The organism is Pseudomonas sp. IT-93MI4 (genome assembly GCF_949767635.1).
Taxonomy (GTDB): Bacteria; Pseudomonadota; Gammaproteobacteria; order Pseudomonadales; family Pseudomonadaceae; genus Aquipseudomonas; species Aquipseudomonas putida_A.
The window spans coordinates 247,583-267,448 of sequence record NZ_CATKPP010000001.1 but is presented as its reverse complement, the minus strand read 5'-3'; the positions used below and the strand labels follow the sequence as shown (position 1 = coordinate 267,448).

General features: G+C 60.6%; 17 protein-coding genes. 10 read left to right on the top strand and 7 right to left on the bottom strand.

Features of this window, described 5'->3' with window-relative positions; all coding sequences use genetic code 11:
* Positions 1-110 precede the first annotated feature (110 nt).
* Entirely contained in the window at positions 111-983 is an 873-nt protein-coding gene (locus tag ACM6I7_RS00940; RefSeq protein ID WP_027613886.1) for a LysR family transcriptional regulator, read from the bottom strand.
* Positions 984-1,143: 160 nt separating this feature from the next.
* Here ACM6I7_RS00940 and ampC point away from each other — a divergent pair, with 160 nt between their 5' ends.
* Positions 1,144-2,310, top strand: coding sequence for a class C beta-lactamase (ampC, locus tag ACM6I7_RS00935; RefSeq protein WP_414887805.1), 1,167 nt, complete (start codon positions 1,144-1,146; stop codon positions 2,308-2,310).
* Positions 2,311-2,449: 139 nt separating this feature from the next.
* Here ampC and ACM6I7_RS00930 read toward each other — a convergent pair whose 3' ends face one another.
* On the bottom strand, positions 2,450-3,022 hold the full coding sequence (locus ACM6I7_RS00930) for a DUF4174 domain-containing protein (RefSeq protein ID WP_027613884.1): 573 nt from the start codon (positions 3,020-3,022) through the stop codon (positions 2,450-2,452).
* Between the two features lie 209 nt (positions 3,023-3,231).
* On the opposite strand from ACM6I7_RS00930, the gene ACM6I7_RS00925 reads away from it, so the two are divergent.
* On the top strand, positions 3,232-3,705 hold the full coding sequence (locus tag ACM6I7_RS00925; RefSeq protein ID WP_414887804.1) for a GNAT family N-acetyltransferase: 474 nt from the start codon (positions 3,232-3,234) through the stop codon (positions 3,703-3,705).
* A gap of 80 nt (positions 3,706-3,785) precedes the next feature.
* On the opposite strand, the gene ACM6I7_RS00920 is transcribed toward ACM6I7_RS00925, so the two are convergent.
* The 3 genes from ACM6I7_RS00920 to ACM6I7_RS00910 form a co-directional block, all read right to left on the bottom strand.
* Positions 3,786-4,571 carry a sulfite exporter TauE/SafE family protein gene (locus ACM6I7_RS00920; protein ID WP_064586898.1) on the bottom strand — a complete coding sequence of 262 codons (786 nt, stop codon included), beginning with the start codon at positions 4,569-4,571 and terminating at the stop codon, positions 3,786-3,788.
* A 211-nt stretch (positions 4,572-4,782) separates the two neighbouring features.
* Entirely contained in the window at positions 4,783-6,000 is a 1,218-nt protein-coding gene (locus ACM6I7_RS00915; protein ID WP_414887803.1) for an MFS transporter, read from the bottom strand.
* Positions 6,001-6,176: 176 nt separating this feature from the next.
* Positions 6,177-6,926: a hypothetical protein gene (locus ACM6I7_RS00910; RefSeq protein ID WP_414887802.1), complete on the bottom strand. Its 750-nt coding sequence runs from the start codon at positions 6,924-6,926 to the stop codon at positions 6,177-6,179.
* A gap of 358 nt (positions 6,927-7,284) precedes the next feature.
* Between ACM6I7_RS00910 and ACM6I7_RS00905 the strand changes: the two genes are divergently transcribed.
* The 3 genes from ACM6I7_RS00905 to ACM6I7_RS00895 all read left to right on the top strand — a co-directional run bounded on the left by ACM6I7_RS00905 (position 7,285) and on the right by ACM6I7_RS00895 (position 9,931).
* On the top strand, positions 7,285-8,433 hold the full coding sequence (locus ACM6I7_RS00905; RefSeq protein ID WP_210557574.1) for an aldose epimerase family protein: 1,149 nt from the start codon (positions 7,285-7,287) through the stop codon (positions 8,431-8,433).
* Between the two features lie 177 nt (positions 8,434-8,610).
* Positions 8,611-9,432, top strand: coding sequence for an aldo/keto reductase (locus ACM6I7_RS00900; RefSeq protein WP_414887801.1), 822 nt, complete (start codon positions 8,611-8,613; stop codon positions 9,430-9,432).
* A 28-nt stretch (positions 9,433-9,460) separates the two neighbouring features.
* Positions 9,461-9,931, top strand: coding sequence for a DUF1810 domain-containing protein (locus ACM6I7_RS00895; protein WP_414887800.1), 471 nt, complete (start codon positions 9,461-9,463; stop codon positions 9,929-9,931).
* Here ACM6I7_RS00895 and ACM6I7_RS00890 read toward each other — a convergent pair.
* On the bottom strand, positions 9,896-12,256 hold the full coding sequence (locus ACM6I7_RS00890) for a DNA polymerase II (RefSeq protein ID WP_414887799.1): 2,361 nt from the start codon (positions 12,254-12,256) through the stop codon (positions 9,896-9,898). The two genes, ACM6I7_RS00895 and ACM6I7_RS00890, sit on opposite strands and share 36 nt — an antisense overlap.
* 329 nt (positions 12,257-12,585) lie before the next feature.
* Here ACM6I7_RS00890 and ACM6I7_RS00885 point away from each other — a divergent pair, with 329 nt between their 5' ends.
* Positions 12,586-13,026, top strand: coding sequence for a CBS domain-containing protein (locus ACM6I7_RS00885; protein WP_027613875.1), 441 nt, complete (start codon positions 12,586-12,588; stop codon positions 13,024-13,026).
* Positions 13,027-13,181: 155 nt separating this feature from the next.
* Here the strand turns inward: ACM6I7_RS00885 and ACM6I7_RS00880 are convergent, their stop codons facing one another.
* On the bottom strand, positions 13,182-13,805 hold the full coding sequence (locus ACM6I7_RS00880; protein WP_414887798.1) for a glutathione S-transferase N-terminal domain-containing protein: 624 nt from the start codon (positions 13,803-13,805) through the stop codon (positions 13,182-13,184).
* Between the two features lie 1,092 nt (positions 13,806-14,897).
* Here ACM6I7_RS00880 and ACM6I7_RS00875 point away from each other — a divergent pair.
* The 4 genes from ACM6I7_RS00875 to ACM6I7_RS00860 all read left to right on the top strand — a co-directional run bounded on the left by ACM6I7_RS00875 (position 14,898) and on the right by ACM6I7_RS00860 (position 19,801).
* On the top strand, positions 14,898-15,722 hold the full coding sequence (locus ACM6I7_RS00875) for an energy transducer TonB (protein WP_414887797.1): 825 nt from the start codon (positions 14,898-14,900) through the stop codon (positions 15,720-15,722).
* 51 nt (positions 15,723-15,773) lie between these two features.
* Entirely contained in the window at positions 15,774-16,481 is a 708-nt protein-coding gene (locus tag ACM6I7_RS00870; protein ID WP_007966644.1) for a MotA/TolQ/ExbB proton channel family protein, read from the top strand.
* On the top strand, positions 16,481-16,882 hold the full coding sequence (locus tag ACM6I7_RS00865; RefSeq protein ID WP_007918272.1) for an ExbD/TolR family protein: 402 nt from the start codon (positions 16,481-16,483) through the stop codon (positions 16,880-16,882). The genes ACM6I7_RS00870 and ACM6I7_RS00865 overlap by 1 nt, the downstream gene beginning before the upstream one ends.
* A 207-nt stretch (positions 16,883-17,089) precedes the next feature.
* The gene (locus tag ACM6I7_RS00860) at positions 17,090-19,801 is read left to right on the top strand and encodes a TonB-dependent receptor (RefSeq protein WP_414887796.1); all 2,712 of its coding nucleotides are present in this window, start codon (positions 17,090-17,092) and stop codon (positions 19,799-19,801) included.
* The last annotated feature ends 65 nt before the right edge of the window (positions 19,802-19,866 follow it).

Here is a 19,866-nt window from a genome sequence, read left to right as displayed (position 1 = left end):
TTCAAATGTGGGAGCGGGCTTGCTGGCGATGGCGGTGTGTCAGTCGATATTTGAGTTGACTGACACACCGCCTTCGCGAGCAAGCCCGCTCCCACAGGAGGGGATTTGTGTCAGGCAGAGATTTGCAGCAGCCAGTTTTTGAACGCCGTCATCGCCGCCGTCTCCGGCCGTGACTGCAAGCGCGTCAGCCAATAACTGCCGGTGGTGATTTCAATCGCAAACGGCTGACGAATCACGTCCGCCGCCAGTTGCCGGGCGAACATCAGCGGCGGTGCCAACGCCACCCCGCTGCCCTGCAGCGCGGCCTCCATCATTGCCAGCGACGAATCGAAGACAATGCTCTGCGGCGGCGCCGCGTGGGTCGCCAGGCCGGCGGCGTGAAACCACTCCGGCCATTCATCGGTGCGATAGGAACGCAGCAAGCGCTGTTGCAGCAGATCGCCCGGGGTATGCAACTGCCGGGCAATTTCCGGCACGCACAGCACCGACAATGGCGCATCGAGCAGGCGCGTGGCCTCGATGCCGTGCCACGCTCCGGCGCCAAAACGAATCGCGTAATCCAGCCCCTCAGCCGCGACGTCGACCCGGTTGTTGTGAGTCGACAGTCGCAAATCTATGAGCGGATGTTTCGCCTGGAAGTCTGCCAGCCGTGGCAGCAGCCAACCAACCGCGAAGGTTCCGACGGCACCCACGGTCAACATTTCCCGATACTGACCGCCGGCCAGTCGCTCGAGCATCTGCGCGATATGATCGAACGACGTGGTCAAAACCGGCAACAGGGTCTCGCCTTCACTGGTCAGCATCAGCCCGCGGGGCAGGCGTTTGAACAGGGTGACGTTGAGTTGCGCTTCGAGGCTTTTCACCTGATGGCTCACCGCCGCCTGAGTCACGCACAGCTCCACGGCGGCACGGGTAAAGCTCAGATGCCGCGCCGAGGCTTCGAACGCGCGCAGTGCATTGAGCGGCAGTTGAGGTCGAATCATGCCTGGTCCCAAATTTTTCTAATGGCTCATCCGAAATATCATCGTTTGTCGACGAGTGCCAGACTGCCTAAATTGTCGGCGCTGATCAGCTGCCCAACAACAAAATCGCCCGCAGTGTAGCGGGATATCACCCTCAACACTCATGGAGAGTGGTTCACTCATGTCCTTCATCACCCCGAGCAAATTCATTTCCTGCAGCGCTTTCGGCCTGTTTTTCGGCGCCACCGCTTGCATGGCCGCCACACCCGGCGACGAGCAACTGCAAGCGCTGGTGAACAAAGCCGTCACCCCGGTGATGCAGCAGCAGAACATCCCCGGCCTCGCCGTCGCCATCACCATCAACGGCCAACCGCATTACTTTAATTACGGCGTCGCCGCCAAGGACACGGGGCAGAAAGTCAGCGAAAACACCCTGTTCGAAATCGGCTCGGTGAGCAAAACCTTCGCCGCGACCCTGGCCGGCTATGCGCAGGCGACGGGCAAGCTGGACCTGTCGACCAAGGCCAGCCAGATCTGGCCAGAACTCATGGGCAGCGCTTTCGACAACATCAGCGTGCTGCAACTGGGTACCTACAGCGCCGGCGGCCTGCCGCTGCAATTCCCTGGCCAGTGGGATTCGGCGGAGAAGATGCTCGGCTACTACCAACAGTGGAAACCGAGCTTCCCGGCCGGTAGCCAGCGCCTGTATTCCAACCCGAGCCTGGGCCTGTTCGGTTATCTGGCCGCCAAGACCCTCGGTCAGTCATATGATCAGGCGATGAGCGAAACCCTGCTGCCGAAACTCGGCCTGCAACACACTTACCTGCAGGTGCCGAAAGCGCAAATGAGCCTGTACGCGCAGGGCTACGACAAAAACAACCAACCGGTGCGCGTCACCCCGGGCGCCATGGATTCAGAAGCCTACGGCGTGAAAACCAGCGCCGCCGACATGCTGCGTTACGTGCAGGCCAACCTGAAACCGGCAAGCCTTGAAACGCCGCTGCAACAAGCCATTGCCAACACCCACACCGGTTATTACAGCGTCGGCGACATGACCCAGGGCCTGGGTTGGGAAATGTACCGTTACCCGATCAGCCTCGACCGCTTGCTGGCTGGCAACAGCACGGAAATGGCCATGCAGCTGCACAAGGTGCAATGGCTGACCCCGCCACAACCGCAGGCGAAAAATGTGCTGATCAACAAGACCGGCTCTACCGGTGGCTTTGGGACCTACGTGGCGTTTGTGCCGTCGAAGGATGTCGGCGTGGTGATTCTGGCGAACAAGAACTTTCCGATTCCGGAGCGGGTGAAGATTGCTCACACGATCCTCAGCGCTTTAGCCGACTGAAAATCAAATGATCGCAGCCTTCGGCAGCTCCTACACCGATCCCATGTAGGAGCTGCCGCAGGCTGCGATCTTTTTGGGCGGGCAATAAAAATGGGCGACCTGCAGAGGTCGCCCATTTTTTTTGATTCAGGCCATGCCATCAGTCATCCGGCATTTCCGGTGGTTTGCTTGGTTTCGCCGGTTTGCTCGCCTTGGCGCCCTTCTCGCCTTTCTTGGCTGCCGGTTCGGCGGCGGTGGCCTTGGTTTCAGCGACCGTCGGTGCGCTGATTTCCTTTTCGCTGGCCGGCAGCGCGTCAACCGTGTCGAAGATTTTCTTCAGGTCCACCGATTTCGCTTCATCGCCCGAGGCCGACAGTTTAGTCTCGCCGTCCTTGCCCAGCAGGAACACTTTAGGATACGCGCCGGCACCGAGTTTCAGCGACCGCAGCAAAGCCATGGTGTCTTGCTGGCCGAGATCCTTGCCGTCGAGTTGTCCGGCCATATTGAGGATGGTGTAGACCTTGATGTTGCGGTCGGCGACACCCTTCTTGTTCGCCGGATCTTCCAGCGACTTTTTCAACCCCACCCACACCGGGTCGACGGTGCTTTGGGCGATCACGATCAACGGTCGGGCCCGTCCCATATCCCCGGCTATGGGCGAGTCATTGTCAGCGGCGAACAAGGGGCCGGCAATCGCCAGCAAGAGTGTCAGGGTCAGTGACCTGATGAGCATGCGCATCTCCTTTTGATATCCACGCTCTAATGATTGCGCATCGCGGCGATTGTTCCGGGGTTGTGCCCGGCAAATATGTTTCGCCTTGTCAGAAGCTTAGGTCAGCCGCGTCATTGCGCAACCGCATCGGCGTAATCGTGACGCGGATTTGATTACCTTTTATGAGCGCATTAGGGTGGTCGTTCTGCCCACGAAATGGAGTTCAACCCATGCACATCGACTACCTTTGCGATCACCCGCATTTGATTGAGGAACTGGCTGCGCTCAATTTCAAGGAATGGGGCGAATTCCGTGACGGCGATACCCTTGAAGCCCGCACCGAGCGGATGCGCGCGGCCTGCGGCAAGGGTGCGGTTCCCAGCGTGGTGGTGGCCATGGAAGATGGCAGATTGCTCGGCGGCGCGCTGTTGATCGACAGCGACATGAAGATCCGTCCCGAGCTGACGCCTTGGCTGGCCGGGGTTTATGTGAAGGCCGAAGAGCGTGGACGCGGGGTTGCTTCGCAACTGGTCAATCGGATTGTCGAAGAAGCCAGGGCGTTGGGCGTACAGACCTTGTATCTGTACACCGACGCTGCGCAATCGCTGTATGCGGGGTTGGGTTGGGAGGTGGTCGAGGATCTGGTCTACGAGGATTTGCCGGTGACCGTCATGAAATTCAACATCCTTCATACCCCAGTGTAGGAGCTGCCGCAGGCTGCGATCTGTTGATCTTGATTGTAAAAACGAAGATCAAAAGATCGCAACCTGCGGCAGTTCCTACATCAGAACGCCAGTTTATAGCCGATCAACAGCAACATGGTCGCCAGGCACGGGCGCAGCAATTCATCGGAAATGCGCCCGGTCAGGTGGCTGCCGAGCCAGATGCCCGGCAGCGAACCCATGAGCAGAAAGCCCAGCACGCCCCAGTCCATATTGCCCATGCTCGCATGTCCCAGACCTGCAACCAGCGTCAGCGGCACGGCGTGGGCGATTTCGGTGCCGACCAGACGCCGGGTCGGCAGCAGCGGATAGAGGATGAACAACGCGACCGTGCCGAGGGCGCCGGCGCCGATCGAGGTCAGGGCGACCATGGTGCCGAGGATCAGCCCGGTGATCACCGTCATTACATTCAGGCGCGCGCCGCTCGGGTTGTAGTTGCCGCCCGCGCGTTTGTGGGCGAATTCGAGCAGGCGCTTCTTGAACAGAATCGCCAGCGCCGTGGCGAACAGCACGAAGCCCAAGGCCTGTTTGATGATCGCGTTCATCGCCTCGGGCGCGGTGTGCAGGGTGCTGAGAAACCACAGGGTCATGGCGACTGCCGGCACGCTGCCGAGGGTCAGCCAGCCGGTGATCGCCCAGTCGATGTTGTTGTTCTTCTTGTGCACCAGCACGCCACTGGATTTGGTAATGGCCGCGTACAACAGGTCGGTGCCCACCGCTGTTGCCGGGTTAATGCCGAACCACAGCAGGATCGGCGTCATCAACGAACCGCCGCCGACACCGGTCATGCCGACAATAAAACCCACCACCAGCCCGGCAATCACCAGGCCGAAATTTGCCAATTCCATTAAGACGTCCAGAAAAACGACAGGAAAAATCTGGCCCGCAGCATAGCGATTTTTCATATAACCACATATATCGATGCGGTCTATCGTTATGCCTTTGTTCAAATCCACATCATCTCTACTGTAGGAGTGAGCCTGCTCGCGATAGCGTTTTATCAGACACGAATGATTTGTCTGCGGAGACGCTATCGCGAGCAGGCTCACTCCTACAAAGTCATGCGGTGACGCGCCGGCCCGGTTTGAAACTGTGATGCCGATTGATCCACACCGTCGCCAGCGCGATCAGCGACAGGATCAACAACGCCCACGGAAACGACATCGCGCCCGCCCGATCCAGCAACAACCCGCCAAACAGGCCGCCGCCGGCAATCGCCACATTCCAGGAGGTGGTGAGCATCGCCTGCACCACGTCCACGTGCTCGCCGGCCGAATCCGCCGCCGCCGTCAGCAGCAACGTCGCCGAACCACCAAATGACAGGCCCCACACGGCCATGCAGGTGTAGATCAGCCACGGCGACGGGGATATCAGCGCCAGCACCAGTGCGGTCACGGCAAACAGCATGAGGCTGATCAGCGTCAGCCAGCGCAACCAGCGGTCCACCAGCAGGCCGATGATCCAGATCCCCACCAGCGAGCACAGGCCGAATACCAGCAGCACCAGATCGACGCGCTCGGCCAGCCCGGCCTGCATCAGGAATGGCGCGATGTAGGTGTAGAGAATGTTGTGCCCAAGCATCCAGGTCAGCACCACGAACAGCACCGGCCGTACGCCCGGCAGACGCAGCGATTGCAGCAACGGCAGGCGTTCGGCGCTGGCCTGGCCCGGACGGTCCGGCACCGCCAGCACAATCCACGCCGCCAGCACCAACGCCAGCGCCGACATGATCCCGAACGAAGCGCGCCAACCGATCAGGTTGCCCAGCCAGGTTCCCGCCGGGGTGCCCAGCGACAGCGCCACCGGGGTGCCGAGCATGGCGATTGCCAGTGCCCGCCCCTGCTGGTGCACCGGCACGATCCCGCGGGCGTAACCGGCCATGATGCCCCACGACAGCCCTGCCGCCATCCCGGCCAAGAACCGCGACGCCAAGGTCAAGCCGTAATGGCTGGAGAACGTAGTCACGGTGTTGAACACCAGGAAGCCACCGACCGTCATCAGCAGTACCCGCCGCCGTGGCCAGCCCCGGGTGGCGACGGTCAGCGGAATCGCCGCGACAATCGAGCCCAGTGCATACAGCGTCACCAGTTGCCCGGCGAGCACTTCGCTGACCCCAAGCCCGACGCCGATCTGCGGCAGCAGCCCGGCCGGCAGGGTCTCGGTGAGGATGGCGATGAAGCCGGTCATGGCGAAGGCCAGCAACGCGGCATAGGGCAGTTTTTCTGTGCGGGTGGCGCGGTCGATACGGTTGAAGTCGGTGCTTGCGGAGTCGGTCATGACAGGTGCAGCTCCCTTTGGATCAATAGTAACGATGGATTGTATACAAAAATCCCACGCACAATTTGATCAATGTGGGAGCGAGCCTGCTCGCGAATGCGGTGGATCTATCAGAGATTCAGCGCCTGGTAGATCGCTTTCGCGAGCAGGCTCGCTCCCACATTGGATCTCCGCCCTTACTGCACCGGCAGGAAATTCAGGAACAGCAGACTCTGCGCGTAATTCAACCCAATGCGCCGGTAGCGCTCATCAAGCATCTGCGCCAGCAGGTCGAGCCGCGCGACGATCTTGCCGAACTCGGTGGCGAAACTCAGGTTGCTGCCCTCCTCCGAGATTTCGTTGGAGAACAGCAGCGGCTGTCCCTCCTTGTTCTGCCGCTGGGCCAGAATCCATGTGGCTTTTTCGATGTTGCGCGCGGCGTTGTGGACGAAGGTCGGGTTGATTGCATCGGTCATGTAGAACTCGATGCGATTGCCGTGGGCGGTGACCAGCATGCTGCCGATGGCATAGATGAAGGCGCCGACCCGATCCCCGAGAAACTCCGGACTCATCGCATAGCTGAGCGCCGCCAGATCCTTGCGGCCGCCCAGCACGGGCAACGGTTGCTGCTGCTCGACCGCCAGGCGCACCTGTTTCACCGCCGTGTTGATGTCGAGGAAGCCCGACTTGCGCAGTTCTTCCGGGTTGCGCAAATACAGCTTGCCCATCAACCGATAAAGGCTGTTGAGGTTGTCGCGCATCGCCAACGTGGCCATGCGATCGACGCTGGTCTGCAGGAATTCCTGCGGTTGACCGTCACGCATCTGAGCGATGAAACCGTTGCCGGTCTGATGCGTGCAACCGCTGACAAACAGCGATGACAGACAGGCCAGCAACAGGCACGGGCGGCGAACAAATCGGGCGATCAGGTGAAAAGCTCTCGGCATGAATTCTCGAACGGGGACATTCCTGTGCGGCGGGCGTCGCCGCATCCTGGCCATGGATAGAGCCGTCAATTGCTAAAAAGTGCAGTGACGGGTTGGGCCGGGCGATTGGCGGCGAGCGATGCCAAGCTAATTAGTCAGTCTTTATTATTGAAATAAACGACTAATCAGCTATAAATCTTCACCAACAACCAAAATAGATTGACTAGTTCACTGTAGGAGCTGCCGAAGGCTGCGATCTTTTGATCTTGATCCTGAAAAACAAAAGTCAAAAGATCGTCCGAACGCGGCCCGAGCCTGCGGCAGCTCCTACAGGGGAATTGTGGTGTTTTGAAAACAACAACAAAAAGGAAGGTCAACCATGCTTCAATCACGTCACCTGCTCTCCGGCCTCGGACTGTCCCTGATGATCGCCACCCTCTCCGCCAACGCGGCCGGCCTCAGCGCCGAACACAAAGCCTTTGGCAAAACCAATGACGGCACGCCCGTCGAGCAATACATCCTGCGCAACAGCCACGGCATGCAGGCGACCGTCATCACCTACGGCGCCACCCTGCAATCGCTGCTGGTGCCGGACAAACACGGCAAAGCCGCCGATGTGGTGCTGGGTTTCGACGATGTTCAGGGTTACCAGAAAGGCACAGCGTATTTCGGCGCGACCATCGGCCGTTTCGGTAATCGCCTCGCGGACGGCGCGTTCGAACTCGACGGCAAGCGCTATCAGGTGCCGCAGAACGACAAGTCCAACGCGTTGCATGGCGGCACACAGGGCTTCGACAAGAAGGTCTGGAAAGCGCAGGAAACCAAGGACAAGGATTCCGTCGGCGTGACCCTCACCTATCTGTCGGCGGACGGCGAAATGGGCTTCCCCGGCAATCTCACCACCGAAGTGACCTACCGCCTGACCGACAGCAACGAGTTGCGCATCGACTATAAGGCCAGCACCGATAAACCGACCGTGCTCAACCTGACCAACCACAGCTACTTCAACCTCGCCGGCGCCGGCAATGGCGACATCCTCAAGCAGGTGGCCACCTTGCACGCCAGCCATTACACCCCGGTCACCGGCAAACTGATCCCGACCGGCGAACTGGCGCCAGTGGCCGGCACACCAATGGACTTCACCAAACCCACCGCCATTGGTACGCACATCAAGGCCGATCACCCACAGCTGAAATTCGCCGAGCCGAAACAGGGCGGCTTCGATTTCAACTGGGTGCTGGATACCAAAGGTGATGTGAGCAAAGTCGCCGCCGAGGTCAGCGATCCGCAGTCAGGGCGGCATTTGCAGTTGTTCACCAGCGAGCCTGGTGTGCAGTTCTATACCAGTAACTTCCTCGACGGCACGGTCAAGGGCAAGGGTGGCAAGGTTTATCCGCACTGGGGTGCGTTTACCCTGGAGACCCAGCACTATCCGGATGCGCCGAATCAGCCGGACTTCCCGAGCACGCGTCTTGATCCGGGGCAGACTTACAGCCATAGCGTGGTGTTGAAGTTCTCCGCTAAATAGACCAGCCTTGTGGTGAGGGGATTTATCCCCGATGGGTTGCGCAGCAACCCTGCTTCTTGGGGGCGCTGCGCGCCCATCGGGGATAAATCCCCTCGCCACAGGTTCATCGACCTCCATTGGAACCCCTACGCTATCCTGCTGCCCACTAAAGTATGACCATCAGCACAGGAGGTTTGAATGCGTACCCTTGAACTGGCAGGCGTGCAGGTTCCAGTGATTGGCCAAGGCACCTGGCGCATGGGCGAAGATCGCTCGGCGCACCCGCGTGAAGTGTCCGCGCTGCGCCAAGGCATCGAACTCGGCATGACTCTGATCGACACGGCGGAAATGTACGCCGAGGGCGGTGCCGAAAGCGTGGTCGGCGAAGCCATTGCCGGCCTGCGTGATCAGGTGTTTCTGGTGAGCAAAGTCTATCCGCACAACGCCAGCCGCACAGGCATCCCGCAAGCCTGCGAGCGCAGTCTGCGCCGGCTCGACACCGACTACATCGACCTCTATTTGCTGCATTGGCGCGGCCAGTTTCCGCTGGAAGAAACCGTCGAAGCGTTCGAACGTTTGCGCGCGGACGGCAAGATCGGCCGTTGGGGCGTGTCGAATTTCGACGTCGATGACCTCGAAGAGCTGGCCAATCCTGCCTGCGCCACCAATCAGGTGTTGTACAACCTGGAAGAGCGCGGCGTCGAATTCGACTTGCTGCCATGGTGCCAACAACAGCGTATGCCGTTGATGGCGTACTGCCCGATCGGTCAGGGCGGCGCGATGCTCGCCGAACCGGTACTGAACAAGATTGCCGCTCGTCACAACGTGACCCCGGCACAGGTTTCGCTGGCGTGGATTCTGCGTCAGGATGGTGTGATTGCGATTCCCAAGGCTGTGCGACCAGAACACGTGCAACTCAATGCACAAGCGGCGCAGTTGCAACTGGATGCCGGGGATCTGGCGGCGCTGGACCAGGTATTCAAAGCGCCACAACGCAAGCAGCGACTGGCGATGGTCTGAGTCGCTGGGCGCTGGCGAGGGCTTCGTCATGAGAAGCACTGATCAGCATGACCCGTTCAATCTGCAGCGTTTCGTCCAGGCGCAGGACCCGGTGTTCGAACGAGTTCAGCGTGAACTCGGTGAGGGGCGCAAACGTAGCCACTGGATGTGGTTTGTGTTCCCGCAGTTCGCCGGGCTGGGCGGCAGCGAAATGTCCCGGCGCTTCGCCATTCAATCCGCCGACGAGGCGCGGGCCTATCTGGCCCACGACCTGCTCGGTGCGCGGCTGCGCACCTGCACGCAGCTGGTGCTGAACATCCGTCAGCGCTCGATTGCCGAGATTTTCGGCCACCCCGACGACCTGAAATTCCACTCCTCGATGACCCTGTTTGCGCAGTTCAGCGCCGAAGATTGCCCGTTCGCTCAGGCGCTGGAGCGCTACTTCCACGGCATCTTCGATGAATGGACCCTGCAACTGCTGGACTCAAAACAGGCCCAGTTGTCCCCCGATCAGGGTTGAGAAATCGTCATCGACGAACGGCAGAATCGCGTCCGCCACCGGTTGCAGCTGGCGGGTGATGTAGTGGTCGTAGTCGATCGCGGCGCGGCGTACTTCCAGCGGTTCCGGCCCGGCCAGGGTGATCACGTAACTGATCCAGCCGCCGTTCTGGTACTGCCGCGGGCGACCCTGCTGCGCGTTGTAATCGTCGGCCAGCCGCGCTGCACGCACATGCGGCGGCACGTTGCGTTCGTAGTCGTCGAGGGTGCGGCGCAGGCGTTTGCGGTAGACCAGTCGTTCATCGAATTCGCCGGCCAGGGTCTTGCGTACGTAATCGCGCACGTAATCCTGATACGGCTTGCGCTGGAAGATCCGCTCGTAGAGTTCCTGCTGGAACTGCCGGGCCAGCAGTGACCAGTCGGTGCGCACGGTTTCCAGGCCCTTGTAGACCATTTCTTCACTGCCATCGGCGCGCGTCACCAGTCCGGCGTAGCGCTTTTTGCTGCCCTCCTCGGCGCCGCGAATGGTCGGCATCAGAAAACGTTTGTAGTGGGTTTCGTACTGCAATTCGAGAGCACTTTGCAGGCCGTATTCCTCACGCACATGCTCGCGCCACCAGTCGTTGACGTGCTTGACCAGCGCCTGACCGATCTGCGCCGCTTCCTCCTGCCCGTGTGCGCGACGCAGCCAGACGAAGGTCGAGTCGGTGTCGCCATAGATCACCGCGTGGCCCTGCGCTTCGATCAACTGACGAGTGCGCAGCATGATCTCGTGGCCGCGCAGGGTGATCGACGACGCCAGACGCGTATCGAAAAACCGGCAGCCGCTGGAACCGAGCACGCCGTAGAAGGCGTTCATGATGATCTTCAGCGCTTGCGACAACGGCGCGTTGTGCTCGCGCTTGGCGGTCTCGCGGCCCTCGGCGACCCGCGCGACAATCGACGGCAGGCAATGCCGGGTGCGCGAGAAACGTGCGCCGCGAAAACCCGGCACCGAATCGGCATCGTCCGGGTGTTGCAGGCCTTCGATCAGGCCCACCGGGTCGATCAGAAAGGTGCGGATGATCGACGGGTACAGGCTTTTGTAATCGAGCACCAGCACCGACTCGTACAGCCCCGGCTGCGAGTCCATGACGAAGCCGCCGGGGCTGGCCTGTGGCGGATTGGTGCCCAGGTTCGGCGCGACGAAACCCTGACGGTGCATCAGCGGCATGTACAAATGGGTAAACGCCGCCACCGAGCCGCCGCTGCGATCCGCCGGCAGGCCGGTAACGCTGGCGCGTTCAAGGAGAAACGTCAGCAGTTCGGTCTTGGCGAAGATCCGCGTCACCAGCTCACAGTCCTTGAGGTTGTACTTGGCCAGCGCCGGTTTGTCCTCGGCGAACATGCGGTTGATTTCATCCATGCGCTGGTACGGGTTGTCGATCGCCTTGCCCTCGCCGAGCAGGGTCTGGGCGACGTTTTCCAGGCTGAACGAGGGAAAACTCCAGGTCGCCGAACGCAGCGACTCGATGCCGTCGATGATCAAGCGCCCCGCCGCCGAGGCAAAGTAGTGCGTGCGACTGCCGTGTTCGCGCCACTGCATCTCCTCACCGCCACGGCCGATTTTCAGCGGCACACCGAGGCGTCGCGCGTGTTCGTGAAGGATGCGCAGGTCGAACTGCACGACGTTCCAGCCGATGATCGCGTCGGGGTCGTGGAGGGCGAACCAGTCGTTGAGCTTTTTCAGGATCAGCGTGCGTGAGTCGCAGTATTCGAGGTCGAAGTCGATGATGCTCGCGTCACCGTTGGGCGCGCCGAGCATGTACACCTGACGCTGGCCGCAGCCTTCGAGGGCGATGGAATACAGCTCGCCGGTTTCAGTGGTTTCGATATCCAGCGAGACTAGGCGCAGTTGCGGTCGGTATTTCGGATCAGGTTTGAGTTGAGCGTTGAGCAAGACGCCGTCAGCGTCGGCGCTACCGCCGAACAGCACCGGTGCAGTGATGAAGCGCTCCATCAGGTAGCGCTCGGGCGGACGCACGTCGGCTTCGAAGACATCGACACCGGCGCGGGACAGCGCAGTTTCCAGGCGCATCAACTGGCCGTGTTGCTGGCAATACAGTCCGAGCACCGGGCGATGTTCGAAATCCTGCAGGGCCAGCGGACGCAGTTCGACGTTCTTTTCATCGTGCAGCAGGCGTTCGGCCGCTTCGCGTTGAGCAGCGGGGATAAACGCCACTGACGTTTGCGGCGCCAGGCGCACACGGCGCGGCCCGGCATCGGTCGCCAGCCAGAACTCGACTTCGGTGCCCGCCGGGGTATCGCGCCAATGCCGGGTCAGGACGAAGCCCTGCTGTAAATCCACCACTGCAACCTCAGGAATTGAATCAGAGGGGCATTCTACGCGGCATCGTCCGAGATAACCCCATCCCCTGTGGCGAGGGAGCTTGCTCCCGCTCGGCTGCGCAGCAGTCGCAAAGCCAGGCAATTCGGTGTATCAGGCAAACCGAATTCTCAGGGTTTGGGCCTGCTACGCAGTCCAGCGGGAGCAAGCTCCCTCGCCACAGGTTTAGCGCTAAGCCGGAAAAACCGGCAAATGACGTTTTTTGCGTGTTATCTGCCGCTTTGCCACCTTGCCCTGAACGCCAGCGTCTACGATGCTTGAATAACAACGACAACACCTGAGTAACCGCCATGAAGACCGTCGCCCAACTGCTCAAGCTCAAAGATCAGAAAAATCAGGAAGTGCACCATATCGATCCCGGTCACATGGTGCTCGAAGCGCTGATGAAAATGGCCGAGAAAAACGTCGGGGCCTTGGTGGTGATGGAAGATGACAAAGTGGTCGGCATCATCAGTGAGCGTGATTACGCACGCAAACTGGTGCTGCACGGGCGCTCGTCAGTGGGCACACCGGTGCGCGACATCATGGTCAAGGACGTCATCACCGTGGACACCCACCAGACCGTCGACACTTGCCTGGGCATCATGTCCGACAAACGCCTGCGCCACTTGCCGGTGGTGGAGAACGGCAAGCTGATCGGTCTGCTGTCGATCGGCGACCTGGTGAAAGAGGCAATTGCCGAACAGGCAGAGCTGATCAAGCAACTGGAGCAGTACATTCGCGGGGAATAAACCCTTCCCACTTACAGGAGTGAGCCCTGTGGCGAGGGGATTTATCCCCGATGGGGCGCGAAGCACCCCCAGAAAAGCCGGGACCGCTTCGCAGTCCATCGGGGATAAATCCCCTCACCACAGAGTTCACTCCTACATTTTGGTTTATCGGGTGATCAGGACGGCCAATGCCGGGCGAAGACCGGTGCCAGCACCGGGTGCCGGTCGATGCGCTGCAACCACGCATAAAACCCCGGACGGCTCTGGCGCAGGTGCTCGCGGCTGCCCGCCCAACGCGTCACCACGGCTGCCAGCACGTCCAGCGCGCCGGGTGTTTCGTCGTCCAGGTACAACTCGGCGGAAAACTGGTCGGCAAATACTTCCCAGCTCCAGTGCAGGCGCTCACGTGCGCCGGCCATCAGGTTCTGCCGTGAGGCTTCGTCCGGCATCACCAGCCAGCGCTCGGGGTAATCGATGACGCCGATGGCTGCATAGCAATTGCTGGCGATGTAGACCATGCCGCGAATCGCCTGATCGCGATCAGACGCCTTGACCGGCAACAGGCCGGACTCGGGAAAACTCAGGCCCAGATGAATCAGAATCGCCACACTCTCGGTGATCGCACTGCCATCGGGCAATTGCAGGGTCGGCACCTGCTTCAGTGGATTGAGGCGCGCCAGTGCCTCGGCGGCTTCGCTTGAGGCTTCGATATCGATAAAGCGATAGGCGATCTGGCATAACTCCAGCGCCGCCTCGATGGCTGCGGCACCTGAATTGCGATGTCCGTACAGTTGATACATGCCCCCTCCTCGATCTCGACAGATCTGTGTAGCCCTATTTATAGCGGGTGTATCCGCTTTGGCACGTTTTTCCCATGCATTGGCGACTTGCGAATTCAAACCTCGCAAAACAGCGCTGGCGGTGCCCATCCCGCACCAAGAGCAATCATCGAACGCTATCCGCGTTCTTGTAAGGTGCGATACCGAACCAAAAGTTCGCGTATCCGAGCTGGCAACAAGGAGTTCACCGCGTGAATCTTCAAACGCTCTGCCGCATCAGCCTCTGCTTGCTTGTTTATCAACAACGCCGAGTTCATTCGAACAGTCCCGGCGGCCAGTGCCTGTACTTTATTACCTGACTCCATGACCACACACCGTGATTGGCGATGACGCTTCGCTGACAACGGCGTGTTATTTATTTTTTAAATACAACTGCAAAAATTCCTGCACCAGCGCCGTATTAATGAACGCAGGCGGGATTGTCGGACAATAACTTTCAGCGACTTTGCAAGTGCACCAAAACGGCTCCAGTGAGTTGAATTATTCAGCACTGGAAACATTGATTTCATTTAAACAAGAACAAGGAACATACGTCGTGACCCGCTAAAACACAGACCCGCACCAAATCAGTCCGCCGCGCACCAGCAAGTGCCCGGGCCGTTAGCCAAGCCGCCGCTCTATCCCGCCGATCAGCGTGATACCGCGTAGAGCCTGACTCGCCTCTGAAAAAACTCCACTCAAAGGAGTTTCGGGAAACTGTTGGCCGGAGAAATACACGACCAAGGCAAAACTTATATAAATGCGACATGGGTAACACTGATGAAATAAGACCTGTACATTTCGGCAACATCTGGCACAGCGGTTGCTACATGCAAAAAGCACAAGCATGAGACACCAACACTGATTTCAAGCAATAGAAGAACAACCAGGGAATGGCCAATGAACACTCGAAGTCGATGGCTCTAAGCCAGTAACTGTAAGCAAGCCCTGTTCTATAGATAGTTCAACTATCGGCCTGCGTACACCTTGAAGAAAGTTACACCCACCCACTCGAACATCACCCCAATGTTCGGACGGCACCTTATTGCCCTTCATCAACCCGAGGGAGCTTTAATGAACGATGCGGTAAAGCACAGAACCCTGCCGGGGTCGTTACGGGAAGCGCCAATTGCGCCGCCACCCGACAGGCCAGCCTTCATGGCCAATACCTCGCAGCCCGGCGGGTTGAACAAACAGCAGATGCTGTTGCTGGTGGCGGTATCGGCGCTGATACACGGCGGCGCCTGGTGGTTTTTCCAGCAGACCCGGCCCGAGCCACTGCCGACTCCGCCGCAGATTCCGGAAATGACCGTCGAGTTGACCAGCCCGACGCCGCCGGCACCGCCCACACCGGAACCGCCGCCCCCACCGCCACCGCCGCCCCCTCCGGAACCTGAACAACCGGTGGAAGACGAAGACGCGGTCAAGCCACCGCCAAAACCGGTGGAAAAACCCAAGCCGATCGAAAAACCGAAACCGGTCGAGAAGCCCAAACCGGTGAAGAAAGTCGAACCGCCGAAAGCTCCGTCCGCCCCGGCACAACCGACCGCTCCCGCTGCGCCGGCGACACCGAGCGCGCCACCAGCCCCGGCCGCCGCGCCTGGCCCGGTCAAGGAATCGGCAGCGATTTCCGGCCTTGCCAGCCTTGGCAACCCGCCGCCGGAATACCCGTCGCTGGCGCTGCGGCGCAATTGGGAAGGCAGCGTGGTGCTGCGCATTCAGGTGCTGGCCAACGGTCGCGCCGGCTCGGTGACAGTGACCAAGTCCAGCGGCAAGCCGCAACTGGATGACGCCGCCGTCGCGGCGGTAAAGAACTGGAAGTTCATTCCGGCCAAACGCGGTGACACGCCGATTGACGGCTTCGCCACCCAGACCATCGATTTCAAATTGCCGCAATAACGGCACAACCCGACGAACTCACAACCGACTTAATGCAAGCGAGGTGTAGCGATGAACAATTCACTGTCTTCGATGATTGTCCCCGGTGTGCTCTGGGGCCTGGTGCTGTTTTCCGTGGTCAGCTGGGCGATCCTGCTGGTCAAGTCGGCGCAATACCTGCGCCAGAAAGCCCAGAACAAACAGTTCAGCAAAGCCTTCTGGGGTGCACCGGATCTGCTCACCGCGGCCGAACACGCCAGCCAGTATCCGGGCTCGCTGGCGCGCATCGCCAGCAGCGGTTTCGAAGCCTTGCTGGTGGAAGAGTCGCCGCGCACCACGCAACAACTGGCGCACACCATCAACCGTTCCGATCGCCTGGAGCGCAACCTGCGTCAGCAGATCCAGAAGGAACGCCGCTCGCTGGAAAACGGTCAGGCGATCCTCGCCAGTATCGGCAGCACCGCGCCGTTCATTGGTCTGTTCGGTACCGTGTGGGGAATCATGGAAGCCCTGCAAAGCATCGGCGAAACCGGCTCGGCCAGCCTTGAAGCGGTCGCCGGCCCGATCGGTCATGCACTGATCGCCACTGGCGTGGGGATCGCTGTCGCGGTTCCGGCAGTGTTGATTTACAACTTCTTCCTGCGCCGCCTGAAACTCGCCTCGGCGGACATGGATGACTTCGCCCACGACTTCGATGCGTTGGCCTCGCGCAGCGCGTTCTCCATCAGCCGCCAGGCCATCGCCAGCAAAACCACAGCCGCCGTGCGGGAGGCCAGCTGATGTCCTTTTCTACCCAAGACAGCGATGAAGTGCTCAGCGAAATGAACGTCACGCCGCTGGTGGATGTGATGCTCGTGCTGCTGGTGGTGTTCATCGTCACCGCGCCGCTGATGACCAACGCGATCAAGGTCAACCTGCCGAAAACCGACGCCGTCGCTCCCGCCGAAAAGAAAGACCCAGTGGTGGTCAGCGTCGATCAGGACGGCAAGTTCTACCTGGCGAAAACCGAACTGGCGCCGGAATCGCTGGAAGCCAGCCTCAAGGAGGTCAAGGCCAAGGACGCTGAAGTACGCGTGCAGTTGCAGGCCGACTCCGCCGTCAATTACGGCCAGGTGGCGAAAGCCATGGCGTCGATCGAACGCTCGGGCATTACCAAGATTTCGGTGATGACCACCCATTGAGTGCGGTGGCGGGCGCGCATTGAGGGACACGCCCGCCACCGTTCGCTGACTCCCGTCGCAACCAGCCGACCGAAAAAACGCCAGGCGTCTTCGGAGGGGATCGGCTTGCTTGAAGAAAGTGGTTTTCCGCACGCGGTATCACCGAAAGCGGAGCAATGAGGGGCTCACAAGGCCATTTCGATAACGTCTGACAAGTCGGAAACAACCATGCTGATGAACACTCCACGCTTCACGCTCAAACCTTTGGTGGCAACGATCTCTCGTCACCGTTTTGTCCCGTTGTATCTGGTGGCCATGGGGATGGGCGCCGGGACTGTGCAAGCCGCCGAGGATGACAACGCCACCGTGCCCGCTGCGGCAGCGGTGGTGGCGCCGACCACGCAACTGCAACGGGTGGAAGTGACGGGTTCGGCGATTCGCCGGGTCGATGCGGAAACGGCCGTGCCGATCACCATTCTCAAGGCCGATGAGCTGCGCAAACAGGGCGTGACCACCACCGCCGAACTGGTGCAGCGAATCACCGGCAGCCAGTCGATCAACAACAGCGCCGGCTCCGTGGGCGCGGCTACTGGCGGCGCTTCATTTGCCGACATGCGCGGCATCGGCGCGAACAAGACGCTGGTGCTGCTCAACGGTCGACGCCTGGCCAACAACGCCTTGTCGGGCACCAACTCGGCCGGCGGCGCGGTGGATCTGAACATGATCCCGTTTGCCGCGATCGAGCGCGTGGAGGTTCTGCGCGACGGCGCATCAGCCCTGTACGGCACCGACGCCATCGGCGGCGTGATCAACTTCATCACCAAAAAATCCCTGACCGACGGCCAGCTCACCCTCGGTGGCGAAACCCCGACCCACAGCGGCGGCGGTGCCACCAAAGACATGAGCGCCAGTTGGGGCTACGGCGATCTGGAGCAAGACCGCTTCAACGTGCTCGGCGTGTTCAACTACAACAAGCAGCAGAACCTCGACGCCAACGACCGCTCCTTCGCCCGCGACTATGTGCCCGGCCGTGGCCTGGACCAGACCTCCGGCACCGCATTCCCCGGCAACTACAGCCAGAACGGCAACGCCACCAACCCGTTGGCCAACAGCAATTGCAACGGGCCGAACCTGGTGGCGCGTGACGGCTTGTGCCGCTTCAGCACCCGCGAATACATCGACCTGATTCCGCAAACCGAAAAAACGTCATTCTTCGGCAAGACCACCGGCAAGCTGGCGGATGACCACAACGTCAACCTCGAATACTTCTGGTCGCGCAACAACAACGCCACGGCGGTCGGCCCGGCCCCGCTCACCGGTTTGAGCCTGGACTCGTCGTCGCCCTACTACCCCGGCAACGGCATCACCCCCGGCCCGACCGGCTTCGCCCTCGACCCGACGCAACCGGTCGATGTGAACTGGCGCGAGACTGCTGCCGGCCCGCGTGAATCGAAAGACCAGAACACCAGTCAGCGCTTTCTGCTGAGCTTCGATGGTCTGGTCGGCGGCTGGGATTACAACGTCGGCGCCTCGTACAACCAGAACAAAATCGTCTCCAGCGTCACCAGCGGATATGTCAGCGATCAGGCGATGATCAACGGTCTGGCCAGTGGTCTGCTCAACCCGTTCGGCCCGCAATCGGCAGCTGGTCAGCAGTACATCGACCAGGCCATGTACCACGGCGCCTACTCCACCGCCGTCGGCCGCGTGGCCGGTTTCGACGGGCGGGTCAGCCGCGAGATCGGTGACTGGTTCGGTGCCGGCCCCGCCGGTCTGGCGCTGGGTGGCGAGTACCGCAAAGAGAAATTCCACCAGGACTTCGAACAGTTTGCCGGTGACATCCAGAGCCTCGGTATCGACCCGGCCGGCAGCGTCGAGGGCGACCGCAGCGTGAAAGCCGCGTACGCCGAAATCAACGTGCCGGTGCTCGACAGCCTCGAACTGTCCGCCGCCGTGCGTCACGACAAATACAGCGACTTCGGCAGCACCACCAACCCGAAATACTCGTTCCGTTATCAGCCGCTCAAAGAGCTGGTAGTGCGTGGCGCGTACAGCGAAGGCTTCCGTGCGCCATCGCTCTACGAGCTGTATTCGCCGCGCAGCATCACCTACACCCAGGGCTACTACAACGACCCGGTGCTGTGTACCGGTGGCGTGGTGCAACCGGGCGGCAACGGCGGGCGTGATTGCGGCCAGCAGTTCCTCAATCAGATCGGCGGCAATGAAGATCTGGCTCCGGAGAAGGCGCGCAACGTGACCCTGGGCTTCGTCTATCAGCCGGTCAGCAACCTGTCGGTGGGTCTGGATTTCTGGTGGATTCACATTTCCAACCAGATCCAGCCGTTCCCCGAATCCACCGTGTTCGATCAGGCCGGCAGCTACCCGGATCGCTTCGTGCGCAACGCCGATGGCACGCTCAACTACATCGTCACCGGCAACGCCAACCTCGGCATCGTCGAGACCAACGGTGTCGATGTGTCGCTGGATTACCGCTTCCCGAACACCCCTTACGGCCAGTTCGGTCTGGGGCTGCAAGGCACCTACGTCGACAGTTACGACTTCCAGAGCACCATCAAGGGTCCGTTTACCGACAAGGTCGGCGACTTCGAAGGGGACGGCGTGATCGCGCGCTGGAAGCACAACCTCACCGGCAGCTGGACCTACGGCGCGGCTCGCGCGTCGCTGACCAACCGCTTCACCACCGGTTACAACGACTACGACCGCGATACCCATGCGCGCGTGGCGTCGTATTCGGTGTGGGACCTGTCGGCCGGCTACACCTTCAACAAGGTGCTGGACGTGGATGCGGGGATGAAGAACATGTTCGACCGCAACCCGCCGTTCTCCAACCAGGCCTACAACTTCCAGAGCGGCTATGACCCGCGCTACACCGACCCGCTGGGCCGCACGCTGTTTGCGCGCATGACGTATCACTTCTGACCGAGAGCACCGGATGTCTCTCCTGTGGGAGATGTTTCCACTGTGGGAGGGGGCTTGCTCCCGAA

Excerpts from the sequence above, each read along its gene's own strand:
- ACM6I7_RS00940 (WP_027613886.1), bottom strand. The coding sequence starts at position 983 with ATGATTCGACCTCAACTGCCGCTCAATGCACTGCGCGCGTTCGAAGCC.
- ampC (WP_414887805.1), top strand. The coding sequence starts at position 1,144 with ATGTCCTTCATCACCCCGAGCAAATTCATTTCCTGCAGCGCTTTCGGC.
- ACM6I7_RS00930 (WP_027613884.1), bottom strand. The coding sequence starts at position 3,022 with ATGCTCATCAGGTCACTGACCCTGACACTCTTGCTGGCGATTGCCGGC.
- ACM6I7_RS00925 (WP_414887804.1), top strand. The coding sequence starts at position 3,232 with ATGCACATCGACTACCTTTGCGATCACCCGCATTTGATTGAGGAACTG.
- ACM6I7_RS00920 (WP_064586898.1), bottom strand. The coding sequence starts at position 4,571 with ATGGAATTGGCAAATTTCGGCCTGGTGATTGCCGGGCTGGTGGTGGGT.
- ACM6I7_RS00915 (WP_414887803.1), bottom strand. The coding sequence starts at position 6,000 with ATGACCGACTCCGCAAGCACCGACTTCAACCGTATCGACCGCGCCACC.
- ACM6I7_RS00910 (WP_414887802.1), bottom strand. The coding sequence starts at position 6,926 with ATGCCGAGAGCTTTTCACCTGATCGCCCGATTTGTTCGCCGCCCGTGC.
- ACM6I7_RS00905 (WP_210557574.1), top strand. The coding sequence starts at position 7,285 with ATGCTTCAATCACGTCACCTGCTCTCCGGCCTCGGACTGTCCCTGATG.
- ACM6I7_RS00900 (WP_414887801.1), top strand. The coding sequence starts at position 8,611 with ATGCGTACCCTTGAACTGGCAGGCGTGCAGGTTCCAGTGATTGGCCAA.
- ACM6I7_RS00895 (WP_414887800.1), top strand. The coding sequence starts at position 9,461 with ATGAGAAGCACTGATCAGCATGACCCGTTCAATCTGCAGCGTTTCGTC.
- ACM6I7_RS00885 (WP_027613875.1), top strand. The coding sequence starts at position 12,586 with ATGAAGACCGTCGCCCAACTGCTCAAGCTCAAAGATCAGAAAAATCAG.
- ACM6I7_RS00880 (WP_414887798.1), bottom strand. The coding sequence starts at position 13,805 with ATGTATCAACTGTACGGACATCGCAATTCAGGTGCCGCAGCCATCGAG.
- ACM6I7_RS00875 (WP_414887797.1), top strand. The coding sequence starts at position 14,898 with ATGAACGATGCGGTAAAGCACAGAACCCTGCCGGGGTCGTTACGGGAA.
- ACM6I7_RS00870 (WP_007966644.1), top strand. The coding sequence starts at position 15,774 with ATGAACAATTCACTGTCTTCGATGATTGTCCCCGGTGTGCTCTGGGGC.
- ACM6I7_RS00865 (WP_007918272.1), top strand. The coding sequence starts at position 16,481 with ATGTCCTTTTCTACCCAAGACAGCGATGAAGTGCTCAGCGAAATGAAC.
- ACM6I7_RS00860 (WP_414887796.1), top strand. The coding sequence starts at position 17,090 with ATGCTGATGAACACTCCACGCTTCACGCTCAAACCTTTGGTGGCAACG.